This is a genomic window from Streptomyces sp. LX-29 (assembly GCF_029541745.1).
Taxonomy (GTDB): Bacteria; Actinomycetota; Actinomycetes; order Streptomycetales; family Streptomycetaceae; genus Streptomyces.
This window is the reverse complement of the sequence record NZ_CP089746.1, coordinates 2,668,693-2,692,984: the sequence shown is the minus strand read 5'-3', so window position 1 is coordinate 2,692,984 and position 24,292 is coordinate 2,668,693. Positions and strand designations below refer to the sequence as shown.

Genomic DNA, 24,292 nt, shown 5'->3' with positions numbered 1-24,292 from the left:
GCGATGACCAGGCTGCTGGAGGTGCGGGACCTGCGGGTCGAGTTCCGCACGAGAGAGGGCGTGGTGCGGGCCGTCGACGGCGTCAGCTGCGCCGTCGACGCGGGGCGCACACTCGCCGTGCTCGGCGAGTCCGGATCCGGGAAGTCGGTGACCGCCCAGGCCGTGATGGGCATCCTCGACTCCCCACCGGCCCGGGTGACCGGCGGTCGGGTCCTCTTCCGGGGGCGCGACCTGCTCACCGCCGGCCGCGAGGAGCGGCGGAGGGTGCGCGGCGCCCAGATGGCGATGGTCTTCCAGGACGCGCTCTCCGCGCTCAACCCCGTGGTGCCGGTGGGCACCCAGCTCGGCGAGATGTACCGGGTGCACCGGGGCATGTCCCGCCGGGACGCCCGGGCCAGGGCGGTGGAGCTGATGGAACGGGTGGGCATCCCGGCGGCCCGGGACCGGGCGGGGGACTATCCGCACCAGTTCTCGGGTGGCATGCGGCAGCGCATCATGATCGCGATGGCGCTGGCGCTGGAGCCGGACCTGATCATCGCGGACGAGCCCACGACCGCGCTGGACGTCACCGTCCAGGCCCAGGTGATGGAGTTGCTCGCGGAGCTGCGCCGAGAACGCGCCATGGGGCTCATCCTGATCACCCACGACCTGGGGGTGGTGGCGGACGTCGCCGACACCATCGCGGTGATGTACGCGGGGCGGATCGTGGAGACCGCGCCCGTGGCCGAGCTCTACGCGGCACCCGCCCACCCGTACACCCGCGGCCTGCTGGACTCCGTCCCCCGCCTGGACCGCGGGGGCGGCGAGCTGTACGCCATCAAGGGCCTGCCGCCCGGCCCGGGGCGCCTCCCGTCGGGCTGCCCCTTCCACCCGCGCTGCCCCCGCGCGCGGGACGTCTGCCGCACCGACCCGCCGCCGCTCGCCGACGTCGCCCCCGGCCGGACCAGCGCCTGCCACTTCTGGAAGGAGACCCTCGGTGAGCGGCGATGACCCCATCCTCGTCGTGCGCGACCTGGTCAAGCACTACCCCCTCACCCGGGGCGTCGTGGTCAAGAAGCCGGTGGGCGCGGTCAGGGCCGTGGACGGCGTCTCCTTCGAGCTCCACCGCGGCGAGACGCTGGGCATCGTCGGCGAGTCCGGCTGCGGCAAGTCCACCGTCGCCAAGCTCTTGGTGTCGCTGGAACGACCCACCGCGGGCGAGGTCCTCTTCAAGGGCGAGGACATCACCAAGCTGTCAGGCCGGGCCCTCAAGGCGGTCCGCCGCAACATCCAGATGGTCTTCCAGGACCCGTACACCTCGCTCAACCCCCGGATGACGGTCGGCGACATCATCGGCGAGCCCTTCGAGATCCACCCGGAGGCGGCGCCCAAGGGGGACCGCCGCCGCCGTGTCCAGGAGCTGCTCGACGTGGTCGGCCTCAACCCCGAGTACGTCAACCGCTATCCCCACCAGTTCTCCGGCGGCCAGCGGCAGCGCGTCGGCATCGCCCGCGGGCTGGCGCTGCGCCCCGAGGTCATCGTGGCCGACGAGCCGGTCTCCGCCCTCGACGTCTCCGTACAGGCCCAGGTCGTCAACCTGATGGAGCGCCTCCAGGACGAGTTCGACCTCGCTTACGTCTTCATCGCCCACGACCTGTCGGTAGTGCGGCACATCTCCGACCGGGTCGCGGTGATGTACCTGGGCCGGTTCGCCGAGACCGGCACCGACACCGAGATCTACGAGCACCCCACCCATCCGTACACCCAGGCCCTGCTCTCCGCTGTCCCCGTCCCCGACCCGGACGCCCGCCACCGCCGCGAGCGCATCCTCCTCCACGGCGAAATCCCCTCCCCGGCCGCCCCACCCTCCGGCTGCCGCTTCCGCACCCGCTGCTGGAAGGCGCGACTGCGCTGCGAACTGGAGGTACCGCTGCTTGCGGTCCCCCCGGTCTTCCGCGGCCTGGACGTCCCCGCCGCACACCCGTCGGCGTGTCACTTCGCCGAGGAGACCCCGAAGACGGCGCCGCGGAGCCCCGGACCGGCGTAGTCACGAGGCGTCGAGCACGAATTGCCGATCTGAGTACCCGTACTCAGGTCCTTGATCGAGAACCGCCATATGCTCTGCGTCGTTGTGTCGTCACAGAACGCAGAAGGGCACGAGTGACATGGCGGGCGGGGTCCTTGCGAGCTTCGGGATGAACCTGGCGAGCGCGAAGGGGAAGACCGGTGGGGGCGGCTCGGACAGGCTCAAGACCAGCAAGACGGCCTGGACGACGGCCGCGAGCAGCGTCGGCAAGCTCGAACAGAACGTCAGCACCGCCAAGACGAAGCTGACGGAGGGGCAGAAGGGCGTAGGCGCGGGGGACACCAGTGGAGCCGGCGGGGTGAAGAGCGCGGTGGCTCAGCGGGACGTGTACGACTCGTGGAAGACGTACCTGACCAGCGTGGCCGGTAGGTGCACCGGGCTTCAGTCGCAACTCCAGTACGCGGCGAACAACTTCGCCGAGTACGAGACGGATGTTGCCACCGGGTTCAACATGCTCGTCACCAGCTACGCGGACACCCCGGCTCTGGGCGGCAAGGGCAAGGGGTGATCTGAAGTCATGGACTACACGACGCTGAAGCGGCTTAATCCGGCTGAGTTCGAGGGCGCGGCCGACGGTTACCAGTCGACGAGCAACATGGCGCAGCACGCCAAGGAGGCTCTGGAGCGGCAGATCACCGCCAAGATGCGGGAGGATCTCGACGGGCAGGCTCTGACGGCGGCTCTGGGACAGCTGTCCGAGCTCTCGAAGAACTTCCACTACGTCCAGGTCGAGTGCGGCCTGGTGAGCACGGGTCTCAACGCGCTGGCCGCGGAGCTGCGGGAGGCGAAGCGCAAGCTGGACAGGGCGGTCGGGGATGCGGAAGCCGAGAAGTTCACGGTCAACTCCGACGGCTCGGTGAGCTATCCGGCGGCAGGCGAGAAGGAGACGGACGGCAAGGTTCCGGCGGGTGGCAAGGTCGCCGGTATCGCGAAGCGGCCCAAGACGGGCTTGGCCGCGATCGACGAGTCACCCGACCCGGCGAAGTCGCTCCAGGACCAGGCGGCCAACTTCAACCCCAACCCGAACTACGCCAAGGCGGCAGAGATCGCCAACCGCATCGCCCAGGCCATCCAGGAGGCCACGGAGGCGGACGACCTGTGGGCGCCGAAGTTGCGGCAGCTGAGGGCGGATGACGATCTGACGGTGTCCGATGAGGACTGGATCGATGCGAAGGGGGACACGGAGGGGGTCCGCAAGGCAGCGAAGGACTACTTGGACGACATCAAGGACCTGCCCAAGAAAGGCAGTCCGGCAGATAACGCCAAGTGGTGGAAGGGCCTGTCCCCGGACCAGCAGGATGCCCTGATCACTCTGCAGCCCGACAGTATTGGTGGCCTCGACGGCCTTCCCGCAGAGGTCCGCAATGAGGCAAACCGCACCGTGCTGGCAGAGAAACGTGCCGAGATTGAAATAGCTCTGGCTCACCACAGCGCGAGCCAGCCGAAAGACGGTCGACCCAAGACCATTCAACATAAGGAGGCCGTGACCATCACGAGCCACGAGTGGGATGAATGGGACGCCAAGCGTAAGAAATTTGAGGAGCAGATCAAGGGCATGGATGACATCCAGAGCCGCTTCGATAGAACAGGAGGCAAGGACGGTCTGCCCGAGGCGTATCTGCTGGGTTTCAGTACGGAAGGCGGAGGGCGTGCCATCATCGCCAATGGAAATCCCGACACCGCCGACCATACCGCTGTATATGTCCCTGGCACCAAATCGGGGCTCGGTAATCTCGAGGGGGACATTAACCGCATGGTCGATATGCATGAGACGGTTGGTCAGGTAGCGAAGGGAAAGAGCGTCTCGACCGTCACCTGGGTCGGCTACGATGCGCCGCAGACTGTTCAATCGGATGCTCTCAGCTACAAATATGCAGACGACGGGGCGCCCGCATTCAACAAATTCATCGATGGTCTCAATGCGGCCAACACTTCAGGAGCGGATAGCCGTATCACCGCGATTGGGCACTCTTACGGGTGCACGCTCATCGGTTCCGCTGCTCGTCAGGGGCACCTGGGCGCGGACGACATAGTCTTCGCGGGGAGTCCGACCGTTGAGGTGCAGAAGGCTGAGAGGTTGGACGTGCCCAAGGGGCATGTGTGGAATGAGGATGCCGACGGTGATGCGGTACCGGAAGCGGGTCGTTGGTTCCAGGGATGGCTGGGCCCTTTCGGTAAGGCCATTCCGAGCGACGACAGCTTCGGCGCCAACCAGATGGCTACTGATACGGAGGGGCATAGCGGATACTGGAAGTATGACCGGGAGAAGGGTGAGCCGAGTCTCAGTATCCTGAATCAGGCAAGAGTCGTTGCGGGGCTCTATGATGAAGTGGAGCTTGTCGATGACTAGTGTTGCTCGGATTCGGAAAACGCGTCGGCGTGGCTTGGCTCTCGCCGCTACTGCAGTCCTCCTGAACATCGCGGGGTGTAGTTCTATGGGGCATTCTGGTGAGGCTTTGAAGGAAGTTCACCCTAAGGCGGCGGAAAAATTGGCCAGCCAGTTGTCCAGTGACCTACTCGATACCACCAGACTTCGTGGAGAAGTCTCGCCGGGTGGTCCTAGAGCGGTGACCTATGACCAGGAGGACGGGGAGTACAGTGTTCGGCACTCCTGGTCTGTCTCGGAGCTCTCCCCGGAAGAGTTGACTCGCGGGTTCGAGCGCTTGCGTGACGAGCTGCCGAAGAAGGGATGGCGACTTACGAAGTATGGTCACGCAAATTCCAAGGCGCGCCAGTTGCAGATCAAAGCCATCCATGAGAAGGATGATTTTTCAGTGCACGCCGAACTCTTGATCAGGAGCACCAAGCCCAAACAATCTCCGAATGCTTCCCAGGAAGACCTCATCTACTTCGCCGTTGTATCCCCGGGCTATCGCTCCCCTGAAGGTGTGAATCCGAACGACTACTGATTTGTCGTGGACAGACTGACAACAGCCTGCTCAGCCCGGCTTGCCATCCCTCGACTCGGTGGCCCGCAGCGCCGGATCCAGTACCACATCCTCGCCCCGCCCCGCGAGCGTAGGCGCCTCTGGAAAGTGGCAAGCCGTCAGGTGACCCTCCGCGCTTCCCTCCGCGCGGGCCAGCGGCGGTTCTTCCTGGGCGCACTTCTCCTGTGCCTTCCAGCAGCGTGTCCGGAAGCGGCAGCCCGACGGCGGGGTGACGGGGGAGGGGACGTCGCCCTGCAGGCGGATGCGGTCGCGGCGGGTGGGGGGTGAGGACGCCACCTCGCCGTCCTCGTCCGCGTCGATCAGGGCGTCCGCCTCCGGGACCGCCGACAGCAGGGCGTGCGTGTAGGGGTGCCTGGGCCGTCCGTAGATCGCGTCCCGGTCGCCGACCTCCACGATCTTGCCCAGGTACATCACCGCCACCCGCTGGGAGAAGTGTCGTACCACGGCCAGGTCGTGGGCGATGAAGAGGAAGGCGATGCCCAGCTCGCGCTGGAGCTGCTGGAGCAGGTTGACGACCTGGGCCTGGATGGAGACGTCCAGCGCCGAGACGGGTTCGTCCGCGACGATGAGCCTCGGTTCCAGGGCCAGGGCGCGCGCGATGCCGATGCGCTGGCGCTGGCCGCCGGAGAACTCGTGGGGGAAGCGGTTGTAGTGCTCCGGGCTGAGGCCGACCACCTCCAGCAGCTCGCGTACGCGTGCCTCGCGGCCGCCCGGTGGGCGGATGTCGTTGATCTCCATCGGGCCGGAGATGATCGCGCCCACCGTCTGCCGGGGGTTCAGCGAGGAGTACGGATCCTGGAAGATCATCTGGATCTGGGAGCGGACCGGGGCCAGGGCGCGGCGACGCGCATGGGTGATGTCCTCGCCTCGGTAGGCGATCCGGCCCGCCGTGGGTTCCAGCAGCCGGGTCAGCAGCCGCCCGGTGGTGGACTTGCCGCAGCCGGACTCGCCGACCAGCCCGAAGCTCTCGCCCGCCCGGACGGTCAGATCGATCCCGTCGACCGCCCGCACGGCGCCCACCCGGCGGCGGAACGGAAACCCGCCCAGTACCGGGAAGTGCTTGGTCAGCCGCTCCGCGACCAGCAGTTCCTCGCTCATCGTGGCGCCCCCCGCAGCCGCTCCCGCTGCCGTTCGGTCAGATGACAGGCGGCCCCCCGCCCCGGTGGCAGTGTGGGCCGCTCGGTCCGGCAGCGCTCCCCGTCCACCTCCCCGGTGAAGCCGCACCGCGGATGGAAGGGGCAGCCCGGCGGCGGGGCGAGCAGGCTGGGCGGGGCGCCGGGGATCGGAGTGAGCGGCGTGTCGACCGGCGAGTCCAGCCGGGGCATCGAGGCCAACAGCCCCCAGGTGTACGGGTGGCGCGGGTCGCGCAGCACCTCGCGCACCGCGCCCCGCTCCACCGCCCGCCCCGCGTACATCACCAGCAGTTCGTCGGCGGCGCCCGCGACCACTCCCAGGTCGTGGGTGATCAGGATGATCGCGGAGCCGGTCTCCTGCTGGAGGTCGCGCAGCAGGTCCAGGATCTGCGCCTGCACCGTCACGTCCAGCGCGGTGGTCGGCTCGTCCGCGATCAGCAGCTCGGGATCGCAGACCAGCGCCATCGCGATCATCGCGCGCTGGCGCATCCCGCCCGAGAACTGGTGCGGGTAGTCGTCCACCCGGAGCCGGGGGTTGGGGATGCCGACCTTGGCGAGCATCTCGACGGCGCGCGACCGGGCCTCGCGCCGGGAGGCTCCGGTGTGGCGCCGGTAGGGCTCGGCGATCTGTCGGCCCACCGTGTAGTAGGGGGAGAGCGCGGTGAGCGAGTCCTGGAAGATCATCGCCATGGTGTTGCCGCGCAGCCGCTCCAGGGTGCGCTCACCGGCGCCGGTGAGCTCCTGCCCGGCCAGCCGGATCCGGCCCGCGACGGTGGTGCGGCGCGGGTCGTGCAGCCCCAGCACGGCCAGGCTGGTGACGGACTTCCCGGAGCCGGACTCGCCGACGATGCCCAGGGTGCGGCCCCGTTCCAGGGAGAAGGAGAGGCCGTCGACCGCCTTGACGGTGCCGTCCTCGGTGGCGAAGCGGACCGAGAGCTCGGTCACGGAGAGGAACGGGGCGGCGTCGCCGCCGCGGCCCGGCCGCTCGGTCACGGTGCTGGTCACGTGGGTCGTCACTCCTAGGCCAGGCGCACACGCGGGTCGATGACGGCGTAGAGCGCGTCCACGATGATGTTGGCGATCACGATCGCGGTGCAGCTGAAGAGCATCACGCCCATCAGCATGGGGAGGTCCTTCTCCGTCACCGACTCCACCGCCAGCCGGCCCAGCCCGTGCAGGGTGAAGGTGAACTCGGTGACCATGGCGCCGCCGAAGAGCGAGCCCAGGTCGATGCCGACGAGCGTGACGATGGGGGCCATCGCGCCCCGCCAGGCGTAGCGGAAGAAGACCGTCCGCGCGGGCAGCCCCTTGGCCCGCGCGGTGCGCACATGGTCCTCGTCCAACTGCTCGATCATCTGCGAGCGGGTCATCCGGCTGTAGTTGGCGATGAAGATGATGGAGAGCACCAGCCAGGGCAGCAGCATCCCCCCGAACCAGCCCGCCGGATCCTCGGTGATCGGCACGTACGCCGGGCGGTCGATCAGGTCCCAGGAGTCCACCAGCAGCCACAGCGCGATGGTGCCGACGAAGTAGACCTGGAGCGAGTTGCCGATCAACGACAGGGAGCTGAGGAGCTTGTCGACGACGGTGCCGCGCCGGGCGGCGGCGAGCATGCCGATGGACACGCCGACGAGCAGGAAGACCACGGCGCCGCCGAAGGCCAGGGACAGCGTGGTGGGATAGCGGTCCAGGATGGTCTCCCACACCGGCTGGTTGTTGCGGAACGAGTAGCCCAGGCAGGGCGCGTCGCAGTGGCCGATGTCGAAGTCCCGCCCGGCGACGATGCCCACCAGGTAGTGCCAGTACTGCACCGGGACCGGCTCGTCGAGCCCCAGGTTCTCATCGATGATCGCCAGCGCCTCCGGCCCGCAGTTCTTGCCGCAGGCCAGCTGGGCCGGCTCGGTCGGCAGCGCGAAGAACAGGAAGAAGGTGATCGCGCTGATGGCCAGGACGATGACGAGCGCGCCGAGCGTCCGGCGCCACAGGAACCTCAGCATCGGCAGGGGTCACTTGACGTAGACGTCGGTGGGCGCGGCCGTGCCGTACACCGGGTGGTACTTCACCCCGCCGATCCCCGAACCCCAGATCGACCACTGGCGGTTGTAGAAGATCGGGACCGCCGGGACGTCCTCGGTGAGGATCTTCTCCGCCAGCTTCACCCACTCGTCGGCGGCCGCCTCGACATCGGTGATCTTGTTGATGCGGTCGATCTCGGCGTTCACCAGGCCGTTGCGCAGGTGCCAGTAGTTCTGCGAGCCGTCGACCACGCTACGGCCGTCGAACAGCGGCGGGACGACCGTGGAGCCCACCGGCCAGTCGGCCCCCCAGGAGGCGCGGTAGATGTCGAAGCCGTTGTCCACCTTGGAGATCTCGGTGGTGTAGTTGTTGGAGTCGATCTCCTTCTTCTCCACCTGGAATCCGGCCTTCTCCAGCGCCTGGGTGACCACCACGGAGATCTTCTGGTACTCGGTGGTGTTGGGGTAGGCGTAGACGATCTCCTGCCCCTCCTTGCCGGCCTCGCGCAGCAGCCTCTTGGCGGTGGCGGTGTCGCCGGCGGGGAACTTCTTCTTGCCGTAGGGGTCGATGTCCTTCCAGCCGGCCAGCGACGGGGAGAGCAGGTTGCCGGCGACCTGACCGGCCCGGGCGCCGCCGAGCTGGCCCAGGATCTGATGGTTGGGCAGCGCGTAGGCCAGCGCCTGACGGACCTTCCTGTCCTTGATCCGATCCATGTTGATCGCCATGTAGTCGACGTACGGCTGCACCTCGTTGAAGGTGCGGTCCTTGGTCGCGTCGTCCTTCAGCACCGAGGGGCCGGCCTCGATGGTGACCGCGTTGGTGAAGGACATCGCCTGCCGGTCGCCGCCGCGTTCGGCCAGCAGCCGGCGCGCCGAGTCCGGCTCCTGCACCCCGAAGCTGACCGCGAACCGCTCCGGGTACTGGTGGCGCACCGGGTCCGTCCTCGGGTCCCAGTGCTCGTTGCGCACCAGCGTCAGCGACTTGCCCGCCTTCAGCGTGCCGATCTTGTACGGGCCGGAGGCCACCGGGTGGGTGTCGTAGCGCTCCTTGGTGTCCTTGCCCGGCTCGGCGGGTACCGCGCCGATGTTGGGCATGGCCACGGCGTACGGGGTGTCCGCGTGCGGCTCGCGGAAGTGGAAGACGACCGTCTTGTCGTCCGGGGTGTCCAGCACGTCGTCGGGCAGGTGGTCGCCCTTGTACGGGCCGTCGGGCAGCGCCTTGCGGAAGGACTGGCCCTCCCCGGAGAGCCACTGCGGGATGTACTGCGGCCCGTCCGTCGCGAACTTCGCGTACAGCCGTTCCACGCTCTGCCGTACGTCCGCGGAGGTGATCGGCGAGCCGTCCTCGAACTTCAGGCCGTCCTTGAGGGTGTAGGTCCAGGTCCGGCCGCCGTCGGAGGAGGTGCCGGTGTCGGTGGCGAGGTCGCCGACGACCTTGACCCGACCGTTCGCGTCGATCTTGTACGTGGTCAGCGAGCGGTTGTAGAGCATCTGCACGCTGAGCTGGTCGGCGTAGTAGATCTGCGCCGGGTCCAGATGGGTGAAGGCGTCCCGCTGCAGGACGTTGACCGTGCCGCCCTCCTTGGCGCCGGGGACCGGCGCGGCGGGCCCGGTGGAGTCGGCCTTGGTGCCGAGCGAGTAGTTCTCGGCCCGGTTCTTGTCCGTCTTACGGCTCGGGTCGTCGTCGGGGTCGCCGCCTCCGCCGCCGCTGCTGCACGCGGAGAGCGTCAGGACCGCGGCGGCCAGGGCGGCGGCGGCCGGCCGCGCTCCGCGCCGCGCGCGCCGTGGGCCCCGGGGGGTCGAGGGATCTGAGGTCATGATCGTTCCACCTGCCCTGGCTGGTAGCGGGGCCCCTGGCCCGCTAGCGCTTCGTCTTCGGATCGAACGCGTCCCGTACCGAGTCCCCGAGCAGGTTGAAGGCGACCACGAAGATCACCATGGCGATGCCGGGGAAGAACATGTAGGTGATGTCGTTCTGGTAGTGGCGCGAGCCGGTGGCGAACATCCGGCCCCAGTCGGGGGTCGGCTCCACGATGCCCACCCCGAGGAAGGACAGCGCCGCCTCGACGGTCACGAAGTTCGGCAGCATCAGCGTGGACTGCACCAGGATCGGCGTCCACAGGTTGGGCAGCAGCTCCTTGCGGATGATCCGCCACGGAGAGGCCCCGGTGACCTTCGCCGCCTCGATGAACTCCCGCTCGCGCAGGCTCAGCACCTGGCCGCGCAGCAGCCGGGCCAGACCCATCCAGCCCAGCACCCACATCACCAGGACGAGTGTGATCACCCGCAGCGAGGTCGGGGTCTCCTTCTCCGGGCTCACGAACAGCGCGTACACCACCGGCGTGAAGGCCACGAAGGAGAGCTGCGCGGGGAAGGCCAGCAGCAGGTCGATGAAGCGCCCCAGCAGGTTGTCGACCCGGCCCCCGAGATAGCCCGCGGTCACCCCGATCACGATGCCGGTGACCACGCACAGCACCGTCACCACGGTCGCGATCAGCAGCGAGGTGCGGATGCCGTACAGCAGTTGGGTGAACACGTCGCGGCCGAGCTGCGGTTCGATCCCGAACCAGAACTCGCCGTCGATCCCGCCGTTCGGCTTGACCGGGTAGTAGAACTCGTTGAGCAGCCCGGGCCGGTCAAGACCGTAGGTGGTGTACGGATCCTTGCCGTACAGCCGGGCGATGAGCGGGGCCAGCAGCGCCGCGAGGAAGAAGAACAGCACGACGTAGGCGGAGACGACGCCGGTGCGGTCGCGGCGGAAGCGCCGCCACATCAACTGGCCGGGTGATCGACCCACCGGCCCCGCCGCGGTCCGCTCCGCCCCCGCCGCGGTCCCCTCCGCCCCGGCCGCGTGGGGATCCGACCCGGCCGCGCGCGGCGCCGGGACGGCCGCGGGCGGCGGCCCGTCGGCCGGCGGATCGGCCGTGGGTTGTGCTGGACCTGTCATCGCGCGCCCCCGTTGCTCGGTCTGCCCGCGTTGCGTACCCGGCCCCTCACTCCGGGTTGAGCGGACTGTCGCAACGGAGGTGAGGCACCGTCAAGGGGCGGGCGGCGGCGGATGTCGTCCGGGGGCGCGACTTCCCCGACGCGAAGGGGTGAAATCCCATCAAAAGTGTTAACCGGCAGGCAACTTGTCCGTCTCGATGTCGATATACGGACGCCTCACGCTGGAGGGCGTACGGCCGTGCGGGTGCCGTGTGCCGGCCGGGGCGAGCCATGTCGTCCCGGCCGGTCGAACGTGATTGGCACCCCGGACCGGCGGGGGATACCTACCGTCATGGGGCAGACACGCATACTCACGCGCGGCGCGCGCGTCTTCGGCGCGGTCGTCTGCGCCGTACTGGGGCTGGTATCGCTCGCCTGGATCATCAGGGACCTGGACGAGGTGGAGAAGTCCAGCCAGGTGTGGTGGACCTGGTCCGGGCTGGGCGGCCGGTTCGTCGGCTACGGCTACGGAGTGCTCGGCTCCTCGCTCGCCGACCTGGTGATCGTGGTCCTGTGCCTGGTCGTGGGCGCCACCGCGCTGCGTTCGTCCGCGGCCGCGGGCGCCCTCGGCACGCTCGCCGTCGTGGTCATCGCGCTGCGCCTCCCCAGCCTGTGGAACCTCAACGCCGACTGGATGGACGCCGCCCCCGAGGAGCTCGCGTCCCGGGCGCAGCTGACCGCCTGGGCGGGCGTGCTGCTCGGCGCCGCCCTGCTGCTCACCGTCGCCGCCGCACGCCGTCCGGCGGGTCCGGCGAGCGGACCGGGCGGCTACGGCGCGCCCTACGGCCCACCGGCCGACGCGACCTCCTACGGGGCCGCTCCCCACGGTCCCGGGTACGGCGGCGGCTACGGCCCGCCCGGCGCGGACCCGCGGGACGAGCCGCCGGCGCCGCCCACCACCGGAGGCGCGGTCACCGGCCTGATCTTCCTGGTGGGGGCCGGGGTGGTGCTGGGCGCCTGGCAGCTCTACTGGGCGCAGGAGCTGGAGTGGCACACCTACAAGCGACTGCTCAGCGGCGAGGCCCTGCTCCCCACGCTGCTCGCCCCACCCCTCGCCTGGTGGGAGTGGGTCCTCGTGGTGCTGGCGCTCTTCGCCGCGGTCGCCGCCGGCGCCCGCTCCGGGTACGCCCGACCGCTGGGGATGATCGCGGGTGCGCTGCTGCTCGCGGACGGCATCAGCGATGTCTCCGCCTTCACCAAGGCGGACTACCTGGAACACTTCGACGAGCTGGGCACCCGCGAGGTGCTCGCCGTGCTCACCTCCTTCTTCGAGCTGCTGGCCGGGCTGGTCGCGCTGGTCGCGCTGGCCCAGCGGGCGGCCCCGGGCGGGCCCTGGTCGAGCGGGTGGGCCCACGCCGCGCCCTCCGGGGGCGCCGCGCCCTACGGCGGCTACGACGGATACGGCCAGCCCGGCCCCGCGCCCGGCTACGGCTACCCCGGCTCCGCCCCGGGCCACGGGGAGGGCTACGGCGGCGGATACGCGGACAGCGGTGGGTACGCGGGCGGCGGCTACGGGGACGGGGGCGGGTACGCGGACGGCGGCGGCTACGGCCCGCCGCCCGCGGCCCCGCCGACCACCCCGCCTCCGCCCCCGCCGTCCCGACCGCCGGGCTGGTAGCGCACCGCCCCGATCGGCGGCCGCCGCGGGCACGGCGGCCACCGGTCGGGGACGGCCGTCAGACCATGCCCAGCGACCGCTTGAGGAAGTCCACCTGGAGCAGCAGCAGGTTCTCCGCGACCTGCTCCTGGGGGGTCATATGGGTGACGCCGGAGAGCGGGAGCACCTCGTGCGGGCGGCCCGCGGCGAGCAGCGCCGAGGACAGCCGCAGCGAGTGGGCGACCACCACGTTGTCGTCGGCCAGCCCGTGAATGATCATCATGGGTCGGGCCGGCTCCGCGGCGTCCGCCAACCCCTCGTCGGTGACCAGCGAGTTCGCGGCGTAGACCGCCGGCTGCCGCTCGGGATCGCCCAGATAGCGCTCGGTGTAGTGGGTGTCGTACAGCCGCCAGTCGGTGACCGGGGCGCCGACGACGGCGGCGTGGAAGACGTCCGGGCGGCGCAGCGCCGCGAGGGCCGCCAGGTAACCGCCGTACGACCAGCCGCGGATGGCGACCCGGTCCAGGTCCAGCGGATGGTCGGCGGCGAGCGCCCGCAACGCGTCGACCTGGTCCTCCAGGGTCACCCGCGCGAGGTCGTCGCGGATGGCCTTCTCCCAGGCGGGGGAGCGGCCGGGGGTGCCCCGGCCGTCGGCCACGATCACCGCGAAGCCGTGGTTGGCGAACCACTGCGAGGTCAGGTGCGCGTTGTGCGCGGCCAGGACGCGCTGGCCGTGCGGGCCCCCGTAAGGATCCATCAGCACCGGAAGCGGACCGTCCTCCTCGCGGTACCCCTCGGGGAGCAGCACCGCGCAGGGGATGCGACGCTCGCCGGCCGACAGCAGCCGGGGACGGGCGGTGATCACCGGACGCTCGGCGTATGAGGCGATCTCCGCCACCACGGACTCCCGCGGCCGCTTGGCGTCGTCGTACCCCGGGCGGATCAGTTCGACGGTGCCGCCCGGCCGATCGAGCGTGGCACGGGTCAGGGCGATCACCTCGCCGCCGCGCACCGCGGAGTGCACGGCCCGCGGCCGCTCGCCGACCGCCTCCCAGCCGCCCTGGTCTCCGCTGCCCCGGAACCAGGCCCGGTAGACGACCACCTCGCCCGGCCGCTCCGCCCGCTCGCCGGCCGCGCCGCCGCCCCGCGCGGCGGCCTCCTCGGTGTCCGGGGAGGCGGAGAAGAGCACGTCGTCCTCGCCGATGTCGAGGACCGCGCGCACGTGCAGGGCCCCGGAGGTCAGCCGCCGGTCGCCGACCATCAGCACCCGCGCGCCGCCCTCGTCCGCGATCCGCACCAGCCGCCCGTCCGGGGTCCATGCCGGCACCCCGGGGAACAGGTCCAGGAAGACCGGGTCCTCGTCGGCGTGCACGGTGCTGGTGCCGCCGGTCGCGGTGTCCACCGCCAGACAGCGCTGGCCGCGCTGGTCGCGGGACTGCACCAGGAGCAGCGGAGGCCCGGACGCGGACCAGTGGACCCGCGCCAGATAGGGGAAGCGCTCCCGGTCCCACTCCACCTCCGTGCGCGACCCGTCCAGGCCCGACAGGACCAGCGTCACCTGGGCGTTGGGGGTGCCGGCGGCCGGATAGGCGACCTCGACGGGCCGCTGCCCGGGGTGCGCCGGATCGGAGATCCAGGAACGCCGCACCGAGGCGTCGTCGACCCGCGCCACCAGCAGGGCGTCGCTCTCCGGCGACCACCAGAAGCCCCGGGCGCGATCCATCTCCTCGGCCGCGATGAACTCCGCCAGACCGTAGGAGACCGTGCCCTCGTCCGACTCCGGCGCCGCCAGGGCGCGGTCGCCGGAGCCGTCGGCCTCCACCACGTGCAGCGCACGCTGAGCGACGTACGCGATCCGGCGCCCGTCGGGGGACGGGCGCGGATCCACCACCGGGCCCGCGACGGGGAGTTCGCGCGTCTCACCGGCGCGCAGGTCGGTGGCGAACAACCGCCCCGACAGCGCGAAAGCCGCCAACTGCACCGACTGGTCCACCGCGTAGCCGACCACGCCGGCGGAGCCCTCACGGCTGCGCTCCCGGCGCGCCCGCTCCTCCGCCGACAACTCCTCGTCCACCCCGCCGAGGAGCGCCGCGGGGTCGGCGGCCGGGTACTCCCGGCCCGTTTCCAGGTCGTGCACCCACAGCAGGTTCGCTCGATCGGTGCCGGAACGGGAGCGTAGGAAGACGACACGCGAGTCGTCGGGGGCCACGGTGAGCGCGCGGGGTGCGCCGAGGGAGAAGCGCTGAGTGCGGGCGTACTGGCGCGGGAACGAGAGTTGTCCGGTCATGAACCGAGCCTACGGCGCCGCCAAGGGGCTGCCTTTGGTACCGCTCGAAGGCCCAACTGGCAAGTGCGAACAGGCATGCGCCCCTGTCATGCTCCCGTGCACCGAGTCATGCGCACGCACCCGAAGTTATGATCCTTTGCGCATAGTGGGTATGACTCACGTGGCATCGACATGTGGACCGTCCAACGCGCGTACCTGGAGGTGAGCCGCTGTGGCACTCTCGATTTCGGCGGTGGTGCTGCTGCTGATCATCGTCTACTTGCTGGTCAAGAAGTCAGGGCTGAAGGCGGGCCATGCGGTCGTCTGTGTGCTGCTGGGGTTCTACCTCGCCAGTTCGTCCGTGGCTCCGACCATTGACGACTTCACCACGAACGTCGCGGACATGATCGGCGACGTCAAGATCTGATCCCTCCGTCCGCCGCGCGCACGGACTCCGCCGATCGTCCCCGCGGTCAACCGCGACCCTCCGCGGTCCATCTGTCGTGCTGATCTTCACCTGTCGACCGAATCCGGCGCGCGGCTCGTAGGCTGTCTCCCATGACCGTCCTTCCCGCCCGTCGTCTGCTGCTGGTGCACGCGCACCCGGACGACGAGTCGATCAACAATGGCGTGACCATGGCCAGGTACGCGGCCGAGGGCGCCCATGTCACGCTGGTGACCTGCACCCTCGGTGAGCAGGGCGAGGTGATCCCGGCGGAGCTGGCCCATCTGGTGGCCGACCGGGAGGACGGCCTGGGCGCCCATCGCCTCGGCGAACTCGCGGCGGCGATGAAGGAGCTGGGCGTCGCCGACCATCGGATCCTGGGACGGCCGGGCCGGTTCCGCGACTCCGGGATGATGGGGCTGCCGGACAACGACCGCGCGGACTCCTTCTGGCGGGCGGACCTGGACGAGGCCGCGGCCGCGCTGGTCCCCGTCGTCCGCGAGGTGCGTCCGCAGGTGCTGGTGGCCTACGACGACCACGGCGGATACGGACACCCCGACCACATCAAGGCGCACCGGGTCGCCATGCGCGCCGCCGAACTCGCGGCGGACCCGGCATACCGCCCGGAGCTGGGCGAACCGCATGACATCGCCAAGACCTACTGGAACTGCGTGCCGCGCGGCGTCGCCGAAGACGGCTTCGCCCGGCTGCGCGCGCTCGGCGACCGGGGCCCCTTTCCCGGCGTCGGAGCGGTGGGCGACGTGCCCGGCGTGGTCGAGGACGAGGAGGTCACGGCGGTGATCGACGGAACCGCGTACGCCGGTCAGAAGGCGGCCGCGATGCGTGCGCACGCCACCCAGATCGAGGTCCACGAACCCTTCTTCGCGCTCTCCAACGGGCTGGGGCAGCCGCTGCTGACGACCGAGTACTACCGGTTGGTGCGGGGCATCGCCGCCGCCGACCGTGAGGACGACCTGTTCGCGGGGGTGGCCGAGTGACCGGCGAGCGCGCCGGGGGCGCGCTGCGCGTGTCGGCGTATCTGGGGCTGGCGGTGCTGGGGGCGCTGGTCGGGGTCGCCGGCGCCCTGGTGCAAGCCGCCTGGTTCCCCGGCGGGTTGCTGCTGGCGCTGCTGGGGATCGCGGCGCTGTGCTACGGCGGAGTGCAGCTCACCCGCACCCGGCTGGGCGGGGTCGCCCCGGCCGTGGCCTGGGTGATCGTGGTGCTGATGCTCACCGCCAGCCGTCCGGAGGGCGACTTCGTCTTCGGTGTGGGGATCGGCTCGTATGTCTTCCTGCTGGGCGGAATGCTCGCCGGTGTGATGTGCGCCACGATGCCGAAGGTGCCGCAACCGGGCAGCTCGGCAGTCCGACTTGGTAAGTGACGCGACCTTTTCGACGTAACGTCCCTGAGGGCTTGGGCGCCGTGTCGCGGTCACGCTGGTTTCGGCGATAAGACGGTCGCCACGTGCGCGTCCGCGGTGCCCAGTATGGTGGTGCGCGCCGCCGAGCTTTCCCCTGGCCTTCGGCAGGAGGAACCCCAACGAGGTCCTGACGGGCGGCGGAGTTAACTGGGAGAACCTGCATTGAGCCGTGAATCTGACAGTTCGTCTTCCGGGCCTCGGGGTCGCGGCGGCGCCGCCTACCCGTCGGGGACCCCGCCGTACGGATCCCGCCCGTACCCGTCGCAGGACGGCCCGCTCGGCGGTGCCGACGAGGAGGCGCGGGGCGCGGCCAGGCCCGAGGAACAGAAGACCGAGACGACCCTGACCACCCGCATCCGGATCAACATTCCGGGCTCCCGGCCCATTCCGCCGGTCGTCATGCGCAAGCCCGTCGGCGACGACGGCGCCACCGGAGGCGACGAGGGCGGCGAGCGGGGCGGCAACGAGCGGACCGGCGCCACGGCGCGCCCGGACGCCACCGTGGCGATGGCCGTCGTCGGCGGGGACCAGGTCTCCGCGGGCGTGCCGGCGCAGGAAGCGCCGAAGCCGAAGCCGGAGGCGAAGGAGAAGAAGGAAGCCGAGACCAGCGACTGGTTCGCGCCGCGCAAGTCGCGCGGCGGGTCCGGCTCCGCCGGGGCTTCCTCGGTCACCGGCAGCACCCCGCTGCCCCCGCAGCCCGCGCCGGCCGTCGATCCGGCGGGTCCGGAGACCACCCAGGCGTTCCCCGCGCCTCCGCAGCCGGGCGCCGGCCTGTCCGAGCCCCCGTACTTCGCGGACGGTTACGCGGACGGCCGGGCGGACGGCTTCTCCGGCGCTCCCCAGGACGGCTTCTCCGGCGCGCCTCAGGACGGCTTCCCCGGCGCTCCCCAGAACGGTTACGGCGGCGGAGGCCAGAACGGCTTCGCGGGCGGCTCCACCACCGACTTCCGCGGCACCGCGCAGGGCTTTCCCGGCAGCGGCCAGGAGTTCCCGGGTGGCGGCCAGGACTTCGCGGGCGCGCCCCAGGACTACGCCGGTGTGCCCCAGGACTTCCCGGGCGCCGGCCAGGACTACGCGGGCGGCCCTGCGGGCGGCTTCCCCGGAGGCCCGGCCGAGGGCTACCCGGCAGGCGGCGGCGACGGCTTCTCCGGCGGCTACCCCGGCGGCGGTTTCCCGGGTGACGGCTACGCGGGTGACGGCTACGCGGGCGCCGACCCGACGCAGGGCGCGCCGACCGCGATCACCCCGGAGCTGCGCATCGGCGGCCCGGCCGGGACCACCGGGCAGCACCCGCTGCCCCCCTTCCCGCCCGGTCCGGCCGGCCCGACCACCGGTCCGGCCGGCGGTCACATGCCGGTGCCGCCGGCGACCGGCCCCGGCATGGACGGGGGCTTCCCGGGACAGCCGCCCACCCCGCCGAGCGGGGCGCCGCTCTCCGGCGGCCTCGGGGCCACCACGGGTGCCGCGCCGTTCGCGGGGAACGACCTGTTCCGCGACCCCGACCCCACGCCCGGCGGGGGGGTGCCCGGTGGGCACGTCTCCGGCGAGACGCTGGTGAGCGGCATCCCCTCGGCACCGCCGGCGCAGAAGAAGAAGAAGGCGCCGGCCAAGCCCGCCCAGAGCGGGGCGGCGAAGCCCGGGGCCGGGTCGAAGCCGTCCGGCAAGTCGTCGTCGAAGTCCTCGTCGTCGGCGGTCCCGGACTTCTCCGGCGGAGGCCAGGCCGGGCCGCTGACCTTCGCGCCCAGCACGGCGTCGAGCGGCGGGGCCGCCGCTCCGGCGGCTGCCTCGGCGGCCCCGGCCCCGGCCCCCGCCCCGGCGGCCGCGCCGCCCGCGCCGCCCGCGGCGTCGGGCAAGAAGTCCACCAAGCCGGCGAAGAAGAAGGGCCGCTCCAAGCTGGTCATGGTCGGCGTCGGGCTGGTCGGCGTGGTCGGCGTCGCGTACGCCGCGGGCCTGGTGTTGAACCACGCGGACGTGCCCAACGGCACCACCGTGCTCGGCATCGACATCGGCGGCTCCTCGAAGGAGGACGCGGTCCAGAAGCTGGACGACGCCCTGGGCAAGCGGGCCTCGGCGCCGCTCAAGGTCACCGTCGACGGCGAGCAGCACCAGCTCAAGCCGTCCGTCGCGGGCCTGTCGCTGGACACCGAGGGCACCGTCCGGGACGTCTCCGGCCGCGACTACAACCCGGTCAACGTCATCGGCTCCCTCGTCGGCTCCACCCGCACCGCGGGCGACCCGGTCGTGGTCGACGAGGAGAAGCTGTCCGACGCCCTGGAGCGACTGGCGGGCGAGTCGGGCACCTCGAACGAGGGCACGATCGAGTTCGTCCCGGGCAAGGCCCAGGCGGTCTACGGCAAGCCGGGCAAGGGCCTGAACGTCGACGCGGCCGTCAAGGCGGTGTCCGACGCCTTCCGCCACCGCGCGGAGACCGGTGAGGACAAGTCGGTCGTGCTGCCGGTCGTCACCCGTGAGCCGAAGATCGCCAACTCCGAGATCGACGCGAAGATGAAGTCCTTCGCGGAGCCCGCGATGTCCGGAATCGTCACGGTCAAGGCCGGTACCGGATCCATCCAGTTCGGGCCGGAGCGCTCGCTGCCGAAGATCCTCTCCATGCGGGTGATCGACGGAAAGCTCCAGGAGCACTACGACCTGGAGGCGGTCAAGGCGCTGTACGGCAACGCCTTCGACGGCGTGCTCATCGAGCGTGGCACGGGCGGCAAGACCCCCGTCACGCCGGAGGACGTGGTCGGCGCGATGCGGCAGGCGCTGCTGGAGAAGGACCCGGCCAAGCGGGTCGCCGTCATTCCGCTCAGCCCCAACTAGGCGACACCCGCGGACCCCGCCGGGGTCCGCGCGCGGACACGACCGAGCCCCCGCACCGATCGCGGTGCGGGGGCTCGGCCGTACCGCGTCCCGGCCGGTCTCACACCTCACCGTCATGGCGTTGACCATGACATATGTCATCCCGGGCTCACGACAGCCGACACTGCCCCCGGCCGGCGCCGGCGGGGAGGCTGGAGGCATGACAGCAACCGCACCTCGCGCCGCCGACCGACCCCGGCGGTCACCTTCGAGCGGGTCCACCGCCATCCAGAAGACCGCCGCCCGCAACCGCGCGGAGGCGCTGCGCATCGCCCGGGACAAGGGCTGGCTCTGAGGCGGCGACCCGCACAGGGCCCCGAGGCGGCGGCTCTGGCGGAACCCCGAGGCGGAATCCCGAGGCGGAATCCCGAGGCGGAATCCCGAGGCGGCGGCTCGGGGCGAGAGACAGGGGGGAACGGCGGGCCCCGAGGCGGCGGCCCCGGCGGTGGCGACTCTCAGTTGAGCATCGCGCGGGCCGCGCGGGCCTGGCGGCGGAGGGACTCGGCGGTGTTGGGCTCCATGGGCGCCAGTACCTCCGCGTAGTCCTCCAGCTCCTGGGCGCCGTGGGTGAAGTCGCCGCGTTGGACCAGGAGCTGGGCGCGTTCGTAGCGCAGCCGGGCCGGATGGCTGGGCAGCAGCAGGGAGAGCTCCACGGCCCAGAGCTGGACGTCGGTGCGCTCGGGGCGGGCGGCCGCCCAGGCACGGATGTTGTTCAACACCCGCAGCACGATCTCCAGCGGGGTGGCCGGGGCCATCATCGAGGGGTCGAGCGGGGCGCCGGTGGCGCCGGCCACCAGGAAGGCGGCGTCCTCACCGCTCAGCGGGCGGCCGCCGTCGAAGGGGTCGGCCAGCACGTGCCGCCCGTAGGGATCGCCGAAGCCGACGACGAAGTGGCCGGGGAGCGCCACCCCGTACACCGGCGCGCCGGCCCGCCGGGCCACCTCCAGCCACACCACCGACAGCAGGATCGGCAGTCCGCGGCGGCGCCGCAGCACCTGGTGGAGCAGCGAGGACTCCAGCCGTCGGTAGTCCGCGGGCGCGCCCCGGAAGTCGCAGCGCTCGCCCAGCAGCCGCGCCACCGCCGTCGCCCACGCCTCCGGGTCGCCGGCGCCGTAGGGCAGCAGTCCGGCCAGCCGGTCCAGCTCGATCTGCGCCGCGTCGATGCCCGTCTCGTCCAGCTCCGGATCGGCCTCCGCGCCCACCAGGAGGCACAGCAGCGCCAGGTCGGGGCGCTCCTCGCGCGCTGCTTCGGCGAAGCGCCGCCGCCGGCCCGTGATCTCGTCCATGCCTGACATACGTGCCTCGTACCCGCTCAGCGGGGCCCCTCGTGGGGTGCGCGCCAGTGGTGGTAGGCGTGATGGGTGGTGAAGCCCATCCCGTCGTAGAGGGCGCGCGCACCGCCATTGTCCGTCTCCACCTGGAGGTACGCAGCCGAGGCGCCCTCGTCCAGGGCCTGCCTGGCGAGCGCCGCCATCACCAGCGAGGCGAGGCCCTGGCGGCGCCGCGCGGGGTCGGTCTCCACCGCCGCGAAGCCGGCCCAGCGGCCGTCGACCACGCACCGGCCGATGGCGGCCGGCACCTCCGCGCCCTCCGCCTCGCCCGGCGCGCCGACGTCGCCGGGTATGGCGGCGAACCAGACGGAGGGGCCGCCGAGCAGCACGCCGCGCACCGCGGGGGAGGGCTCGGTGAAGCGCTGGTAGCGCCGCAGCCAGGCGTCGTCGATCTCGCGGGAGACCGTCACCCGCGTGAGGTCGCCGGGCAGGTCGGCGAGGGGCGCCAGGGCCGCGATCCGGACCTCCGCCTGCACCTCACGGGTCCAGCCGCGTCGCGCCAACTCGGCGGCCAGCTGCTCCTGGGTCCCCTCGGCGCCCGTGCTGACCTGGAGATACGCCGGCAGGCCGCGCTGTGCGTACCAGTCGGTCACCCGGTCGAGGGCGGCGTCCAGGGGCAGACCGGGGTCGCCGACCGCCAGCACCGAGTTGGCGCGCCGGGTGAATCCGCCGGAGGCCCGCAGCTCCCACTCGCCCAGCGCCTCCCGCTCCAGCGGCGGCCAGCCGCGGGCGGCGATCCGGTCCAGCTCCCGCGCGGTGGCCGCGGGGCCCCGGCGCCGGGCCGGAGCGGCGGGCACGACCTTGCCCGCGACCAGCGAGGATTCCGCGATCCGGACGGTCTCTCCGGTTCTCCGTGTGATCTCCAGCACTCCGGCGGTCCACGATGTGAGCACACCGACCGTGTCGGTGAACGCCGGATGCCCTCCCCCGGTATCCGAGCGTCGTCGCACCGAAACGCGTTTCCCCACGTCAGCGGGGGTAATGCGGACCTCAAGCAGTCCGCCGGTGGTGAAATCCACAGCTTCCTCCGCCCCTCATGTTCGTCTGTTGCCCAAGAACGGAGATACTAGGTGCGGGCATCGACGACGCCGCGCTCCCGCGCGCCACAAGGCGGAGCCGCAAATCGGTCCGCCAGCCCTATCGAGGAGGAACGACAGCGTGACCTACGTCATCGCGCAGCCTTGTGTCGACGTCAAGGACAAGGCATGCATCGAGGAGTGCCCCGTCGACTGCATCTACGAGGGCAACCGGTCCTTGTACATCCACCCGGACGAATGTGTCGACTGCGGTGCCTGCGAGCCGGTCTGCCCCGTCGAGGCGATCTTCTACGAGGATGACACTCCCGAGGAGTGGAAGGACTACTACAAGGCGAACGTCGAGTTCTTCGACGAGCTCGGTTCGCCCGGCGGCGCCTCCAAGCTCGGCCTGATCGAACGGGATCACCCCTTCATCGCCGCGCTCCCGCCGCAGAACGGCTGACGCGCCCAGGACGGCAGTCAGGCTTACCCCAAGCGCCGCCCCGGTCCCGTATGGCCTCTCCGCCGTACGGGACCGAGGCGTTTGAAGAGAGAAGAGTGCACGTGCCCGCAGTCCCCGCCCGCGTCTCCGACCGCCTTCCGGTCTTCCCCTGGGACCGGCTCGAACCGTACAAGGCGACCGCCGCGGCGCACCCGGACGGCATCGTGGACCTGTCGGTCGGCACCCCGGTGGACCCGGTCCCGGCGCTGATCCGCGAGGCGCTGACGGGTGCCGCGGACTCCCCGGGCTATCCGACGGTGTGGGGCACCCCCGCGCTGCGCGACGCGCTCGCCGGCTGGGTGGAGCGGCGCCTCGGCGCCACGGCGGTGGCGCACGCCAACGTGCTGCCGGTGGTCGGCTCCAAGGAGCTGGTCGCCTCGCTCCCCACGCAGCTGGGCCTGGGCCCCGGCGACCGGGTCGCCTTCCCCCGGCTGGCCTACCCGACGTACGAGGTGGGCGCCCGACTCGCGGGCGCGGAGCCGGTGGTCTACGACGACCCCACCGAGCTGGATCCGACCGGGCTGCGGCTGCTGTGGCTGAACTCCCCCTCGAACCCCACCGGCCGGGTGCTGGGCAAGGACGAGCTGCGGGCGGCGGTCGGCTGGGCGCGTGAGCACGGCGTGCTGCTGGTCAGCGACGAGTGCTACCTGGAGCTGGGCTGGGAGGCCGAGCCGGTCTCCGTGCTGCACCCGGAGGTGTGCGACGGCGACTTCACGGGCCTGATCGCGGTCCACTCGCTGTCCAAGCGCTCCAACCTCGCCGGCTACCGCGCGGCCTTCCTCGCGGGCGACGCGGAGATCCTCGGCGAGCTGCTGCGGCTGCGCAAGCACGGCGGGCTGATGGTCCCCGCCCCGGTACAGGCCGCGACGGTGGCGGCGCTCGGCGACGACACCCACGTCGCCGAGCAGCGCGAGCGCTACGCCCGCCGCCGGTCGGCGCTGCGCGCGGCGCTGGAGGGGTACGGGTTCCGTATCGAGCACAGCGAGGCGTCGCTCTACCTGTGGGCGACCCGCGACGAGCCCTGCTGGGACACCGTGGGCGCCCTCGCCGAGCTGGGCATCCTGGTCGCCCCCGGCGACTTCTACGGCACGGCGGGTGCGCGGAACGTCCGGATCGCCTTCACGGCGACGGACGAGCGGGTCGAGGCCGCGGTGCGCCGACTGGCGGGCTGACGGCCGCGGCGGCGACCCGCGACGAGGGCGCCGTCCGCCCGACGGACGTGCGGAGACATCACGAAGGGGCCCGGGAAGCACACGCTTCCCGGGCCCCTTCGTGACGGGACGCCGCGTACGCGCCGCCGGGGCGGCGGTGTGTGCCGCGCGGTCAGCCGAGCGCGCGGGTCGCGGCGTCGAGCGGCACCGCGTCGGTGGAGATGCTGTCGGAGACGACCTTGCCGGCGGCCTTGCCCGCGGCGGGCAGCGTCTTGCCCAGCGCCTGGCCGCCGGCCGCGCCGGCCGCGGCGGCGCCCTTGGAGACATCGGTGGTGTCGGGGGCCTGCAGCGAGTTCAGCCCACCCAGCCCGGCCTGCGGCATCTCAGCGGCGTTCGCGGCGCCGGCGGCGCCCACGAGGGGGGCGGCACCCGCGGCGACCAGCAGCGCGGCTCGGGCGATCCGACGCGAGAGGGGGAGGGACATGATGCTCCTTTGACGGAGGGACGTTGGCATGTGCCGAGTCGGGCATCTGCCGTATCGGTCGGGCAATGTGCC

The 24,292-nt window shown here is 71.5% G+C and carries 21 protein-coding genes and 1 pseudogene; 13 read left to right on the top strand and 9 right to left on the bottom strand.

From position 1 onward, the window contains the following. Window positions 1-3: 3 nt before the first annotated feature. The 5 genes from LRS74_RS11430 to LRS74_RS11410 all read left to right on the top strand — a co-directional run bounded on the left by LRS74_RS11430 (window position 4) and on the right by LRS74_RS11410 (window position 4,974). On the top strand, window positions 4-990 hold the full coding sequence (locus LRS74_RS11430) for an ABC transporter ATP-binding protein (protein WP_277740908.1): 987 nt from the start codon (window positions 4-6) through the stop codon (window positions 988-990). Further along, window positions 977-2,026 (top strand): dipeptide ABC transporter ATP-binding protein, encoded by a 1,050-nt coding sequence (locus LRS74_RS11425; protein WP_277740907.1) that lies wholly within the window; start codon window positions 977-979, stop codon window positions 2,024-2,026. The genes LRS74_RS11430 and LRS74_RS11425 overlap by 14 nt, the downstream gene beginning before the upstream one ends. A 118-nt stretch (window positions 2,027-2,144) precedes the next feature. Next, the gene (locus tag LRS74_RS11420) at window positions 2,145-2,573 is read left to right on the top strand and encodes a hypothetical protein (RefSeq protein WP_277740906.1); all 429 of its coding nucleotides are present in this window, start codon (window positions 2,145-2,147) and stop codon (window positions 2,571-2,573) included. 9 nt (window positions 2,574-2,582) lie between these two features. Further along, window positions 2,583-4,415: an alpha/beta hydrolase gene (locus LRS74_RS11415; RefSeq protein ID WP_277740905.1), complete on the top strand. Its 1,833-nt coding sequence runs from the start codon at window positions 2,583-2,585 to the stop codon at window positions 4,413-4,415. An 85-nt stretch (window positions 4,416-4,500) separates the two neighbouring features. Beyond that, entirely contained in the window at window positions 4,501-4,974 is a 474-nt protein-coding gene (locus LRS74_RS11410) for a hypothetical protein (RefSeq protein ID WP_277740904.1), read from the top strand. Window positions 4,975-5,004: 30 nt separating this feature from the next. Here the strand turns inward: LRS74_RS11410 and LRS74_RS11405 are convergent, their stop codons facing one another. From LRS74_RS11405 to LRS74_RS11385, 5 genes are read right to left on the bottom strand one after another with little or no spacing between them, the layout of a single operon-like run. Next, the gene (locus LRS74_RS11405) at window positions 5,005-6,111 is read right to left on the bottom strand and encodes an oligopeptide/dipeptide ABC transporter ATP-binding protein (RefSeq protein ID WP_277740903.1); all 1,107 of its coding nucleotides are present in this window, start codon (window positions 6,109-6,111) and stop codon (window positions 5,005-5,007) included. Next, a complete protein-coding gene (locus tag LRS74_RS11400; RefSeq protein ID WP_277740902.1) occupies window positions 6,108-7,151 on the bottom strand; it encodes an ABC transporter ATP-binding protein in 1,044 nt (347 codons plus the stop codon). Before LRS74_RS11400 ends, LRS74_RS11405 begins: the two co-directional genes overlap by 4 nt. 14 nt (window positions 7,152-7,165) lie before the next feature. Next, window positions 7,166-8,143, bottom strand: coding sequence for an ABC transporter permease (locus LRS74_RS11395; RefSeq protein ID WP_277740901.1), 978 nt, complete (start codon window positions 8,141-8,143; stop codon window positions 7,166-7,168). 9 nt (window positions 8,144-8,152) lie between these two features. Continuing rightward, window positions 8,153-9,979, bottom strand: coding sequence for an ABC transporter substrate-binding protein (locus LRS74_RS11390; RefSeq protein ID WP_277740900.1), 1,827 nt, complete (start codon window positions 9,977-9,979; stop codon window positions 8,153-8,155). 43 nt (window positions 9,980-10,022) lie between these two features. Next, complete coding sequence (locus LRS74_RS11385) at window positions 10,023-11,108, bottom strand: ABC transporter permease (protein WP_277740899.1); 1,086 nt, start codon at window positions 11,106-11,108, stop codon at window positions 10,023-10,025. A gap of 330 nt (window positions 11,109-11,438) precedes the next feature. Between LRS74_RS11385 and LRS74_RS11380 the strand changes: the two genes are divergently transcribed. After that, window positions 11,439-12,764 (top strand): hypothetical protein, encoded by a 1,326-nt coding sequence (locus tag LRS74_RS11380; RefSeq protein WP_277740898.1) that lies wholly within the window; start codon window positions 11,439-11,441, stop codon window positions 12,762-12,764. Between the two features lie 58 nt (window positions 12,765-12,822). Here the strand turns inward: LRS74_RS11380 and LRS74_RS11375 are convergent, their stop codons facing one another. Then, complete coding sequence (locus LRS74_RS11375) at window positions 12,823-15,030, bottom strand: alpha/beta fold hydrolase (protein WP_277740897.1); 2,208 nt, start codon at window positions 15,028-15,030, stop codon at window positions 12,823-12,825. Window positions 15,031-15,241: 211 nt separating this feature from the next. On the opposite strand from LRS74_RS11375, the gene LRS74_RS11370 reads away from it, so the two are divergent. The 5 genes and pseudogenes from LRS74_RS11370 to LRS74_RS11350 form a co-directional block, all read left to right on the top strand. After that, window positions 15,242-15,436, top strand: coding sequence for a hypothetical protein (locus LRS74_RS11370; protein WP_144381346.1), 195 nt, complete (start codon window positions 15,242-15,244; stop codon window positions 15,434-15,436). 131 nt (window positions 15,437-15,567) lie between these two features. Beyond that, window positions 15,568-16,452 carry an N-acetyl-1-D-myo-inositol-2-amino-2-deoxy-alpha-D-glucopyranoside deacetylase gene (gene mshB, locus LRS74_RS11365; protein ID WP_277740896.1) on the top strand — a complete coding sequence of 295 codons (885 nt, stop codon included), beginning with the start codon at window positions 15,568-15,570 and terminating at the stop codon, window positions 16,450-16,452. Next, a complete protein-coding gene (locus LRS74_RS11360) occupies window positions 16,449-16,835 on the top strand; it encodes a DUF6113 family protein (protein WP_277740895.1) in 387 nt (128 codons plus the stop codon). The genes mshB and LRS74_RS11360 overlap by 4 nt, the downstream gene beginning before the upstream one ends. A 201-nt stretch (window positions 16,836-17,036) precedes the next feature. Then, window positions 17,037-19,697 (top strand): hypothetical protein, encoded by a 2,661-nt coding sequence (locus LRS74_RS11355; RefSeq protein WP_277740894.1) that lies wholly within the window; start codon window positions 17,037-17,039, stop codon window positions 19,695-19,697. A 256-nt stretch (window positions 19,698-19,953) separates the two neighbouring features. Then, a pseudogene (locus tag LRS74_RS11350) lies at window positions 19,954-20,031 on the top strand (DNA-binding response regulator); the annotation flags it as partial. A gap of 160 nt (window positions 20,032-20,191) precedes the next feature. Here the strand turns inward: LRS74_RS11350 and LRS74_RS11345 are convergent. Both LRS74_RS11345 and LRS74_RS11340 read right to left on the bottom strand, forming a co-directional pair. Then, window positions 20,192-21,031 carry a transglutaminase-like domain-containing protein gene (locus tag LRS74_RS11345; RefSeq protein ID WP_277740893.1) on the bottom strand — a complete coding sequence of 280 codons (840 nt, stop codon included), beginning with the start codon at window positions 21,029-21,031 and terminating at the stop codon, window positions 20,192-20,194. 17 nt (window positions 21,032-21,048) lie between these two features. Then, window positions 21,049-22,086, bottom strand: a complete 1,038-nt coding sequence (locus LRS74_RS11340) for a GNAT family N-acetyltransferase (protein ID WP_277740892.1) — start codon at window positions 22,084-22,086, stop codon at window positions 21,049-21,051. A 139-nt stretch (window positions 22,087-22,225) separates the two neighbouring features. Between LRS74_RS11340 and fdxA the strand changes: the two genes are divergently transcribed. Continuing rightward, the gene (gene fdxA / locus LRS74_RS11335; protein ID WP_144381353.1) at window positions 22,226-22,546 is read left to right on the top strand and encodes a ferredoxin; all 321 of its coding nucleotides are present in this window, start codon (window positions 22,226-22,228) and stop codon (window positions 22,544-22,546) included. A gap of 101 nt (window positions 22,547-22,647) precedes the next feature. Beyond that, window positions 22,648-23,757: a succinyldiaminopimelate transaminase gene (gene dapC / locus LRS74_RS11330; RefSeq protein WP_277740891.1), complete on the top strand. Its 1,110-nt coding sequence runs from the start codon at window positions 22,648-22,650 to the stop codon at window positions 23,755-23,757. A gap of 151 nt (window positions 23,758-23,908) precedes the next feature. On the opposite strand, the gene LRS74_RS11325 is transcribed toward dapC, so the two are convergent. Further along, window positions 23,909-24,220 (bottom strand): ATP-binding protein, encoded by a 312-nt coding sequence (locus LRS74_RS11325; RefSeq protein WP_277740890.1) that lies wholly within the window; start codon window positions 24,218-24,220, stop codon window positions 23,909-23,911. Window positions 24,221-24,292: the final 72 nt, after the last annotated feature.

Coding starts and splice junctions, on each gene's coding strand:
- LRS74_RS11420 (WP_277740906.1), top strand. CDS start 2,145: ATGGCGGGCGGGGTCCTTGCGAGCTTCGGGATGAACCTGGCGAGCGCG.
- LRS74_RS11405 (WP_277740903.1), bottom strand. CDS start 6,111: ATGAGCGAGGAACTGCTGGTCGCGGAGCGGCTGACCAAGCACTTCCCG.
- LRS74_RS11325 (WP_277740890.1), bottom strand. CDS start 24,220: ATGTCCCTCCCCCTCTCGCGTCGGATCGCCCGAGCCGCGCTGCTGGTC.
- LRS74_RS11375 (WP_277740897.1), bottom strand. CDS start 15,030: ATGACCGGACAACTCTCGTTCCCGCGCCAGTACGCCCGCACTCAGCGC.
- LRS74_RS11345 (WP_277740893.1), bottom strand. CDS start 21,031: ATGTCAGGCATGGACGAGATCACGGGCCGGCGGCGGCGCTTCGCCGAA.
- LRS74_RS11380 (WP_277740898.1), top strand. CDS start 11,439: ATGGGGCAGACACGCATACTCACGCGCGGCGCGCGCGTCTTCGGCGCG.
- LRS74_RS11385 (WP_277740899.1), bottom strand. CDS start 11,108: ATGACAGGTCCAGCACAACCCACGGCCGATCCGCCGGCCGACGGGCCG.
- LRS74_RS11395 (WP_277740901.1), bottom strand. CDS start 8,143: ATGCTGAGGTTCCTGTGGCGCCGGACGCTCGGCGCGCTCGTCATCGTC.
- LRS74_RS11390 (WP_277740900.1), bottom strand. CDS start 9,979: ATGACCTCAGATCCCTCGACCCCCCGGGGCCCACGGCGCGCGCGGCGC.
- LRS74_RS11410 (WP_277740904.1), top strand. CDS start 4,501: ATGGGGCATTCTGGTGAGGCTTTGAAGGAAGTTCACCCTAAGGCGGCG.
- LRS74_RS11415 (WP_277740905.1), top strand. CDS start 2,583: ATGGACTACACGACGCTGAAGCGGCTTAATCCGGCTGAGTTCGAGGGC.
- LRS74_RS11430 (WP_277740908.1), top strand. CDS start 4: ATGACCAGGCTGCTGGAGGTGCGGGACCTGCGGGTCGAGTTCCGCACG.
- mshB (WP_277740896.1), top strand. CDS start 15,568: ATGACCGTCCTTCCCGCCCGTCGTCTGCTGCTGGTGCACGCGCACCCG.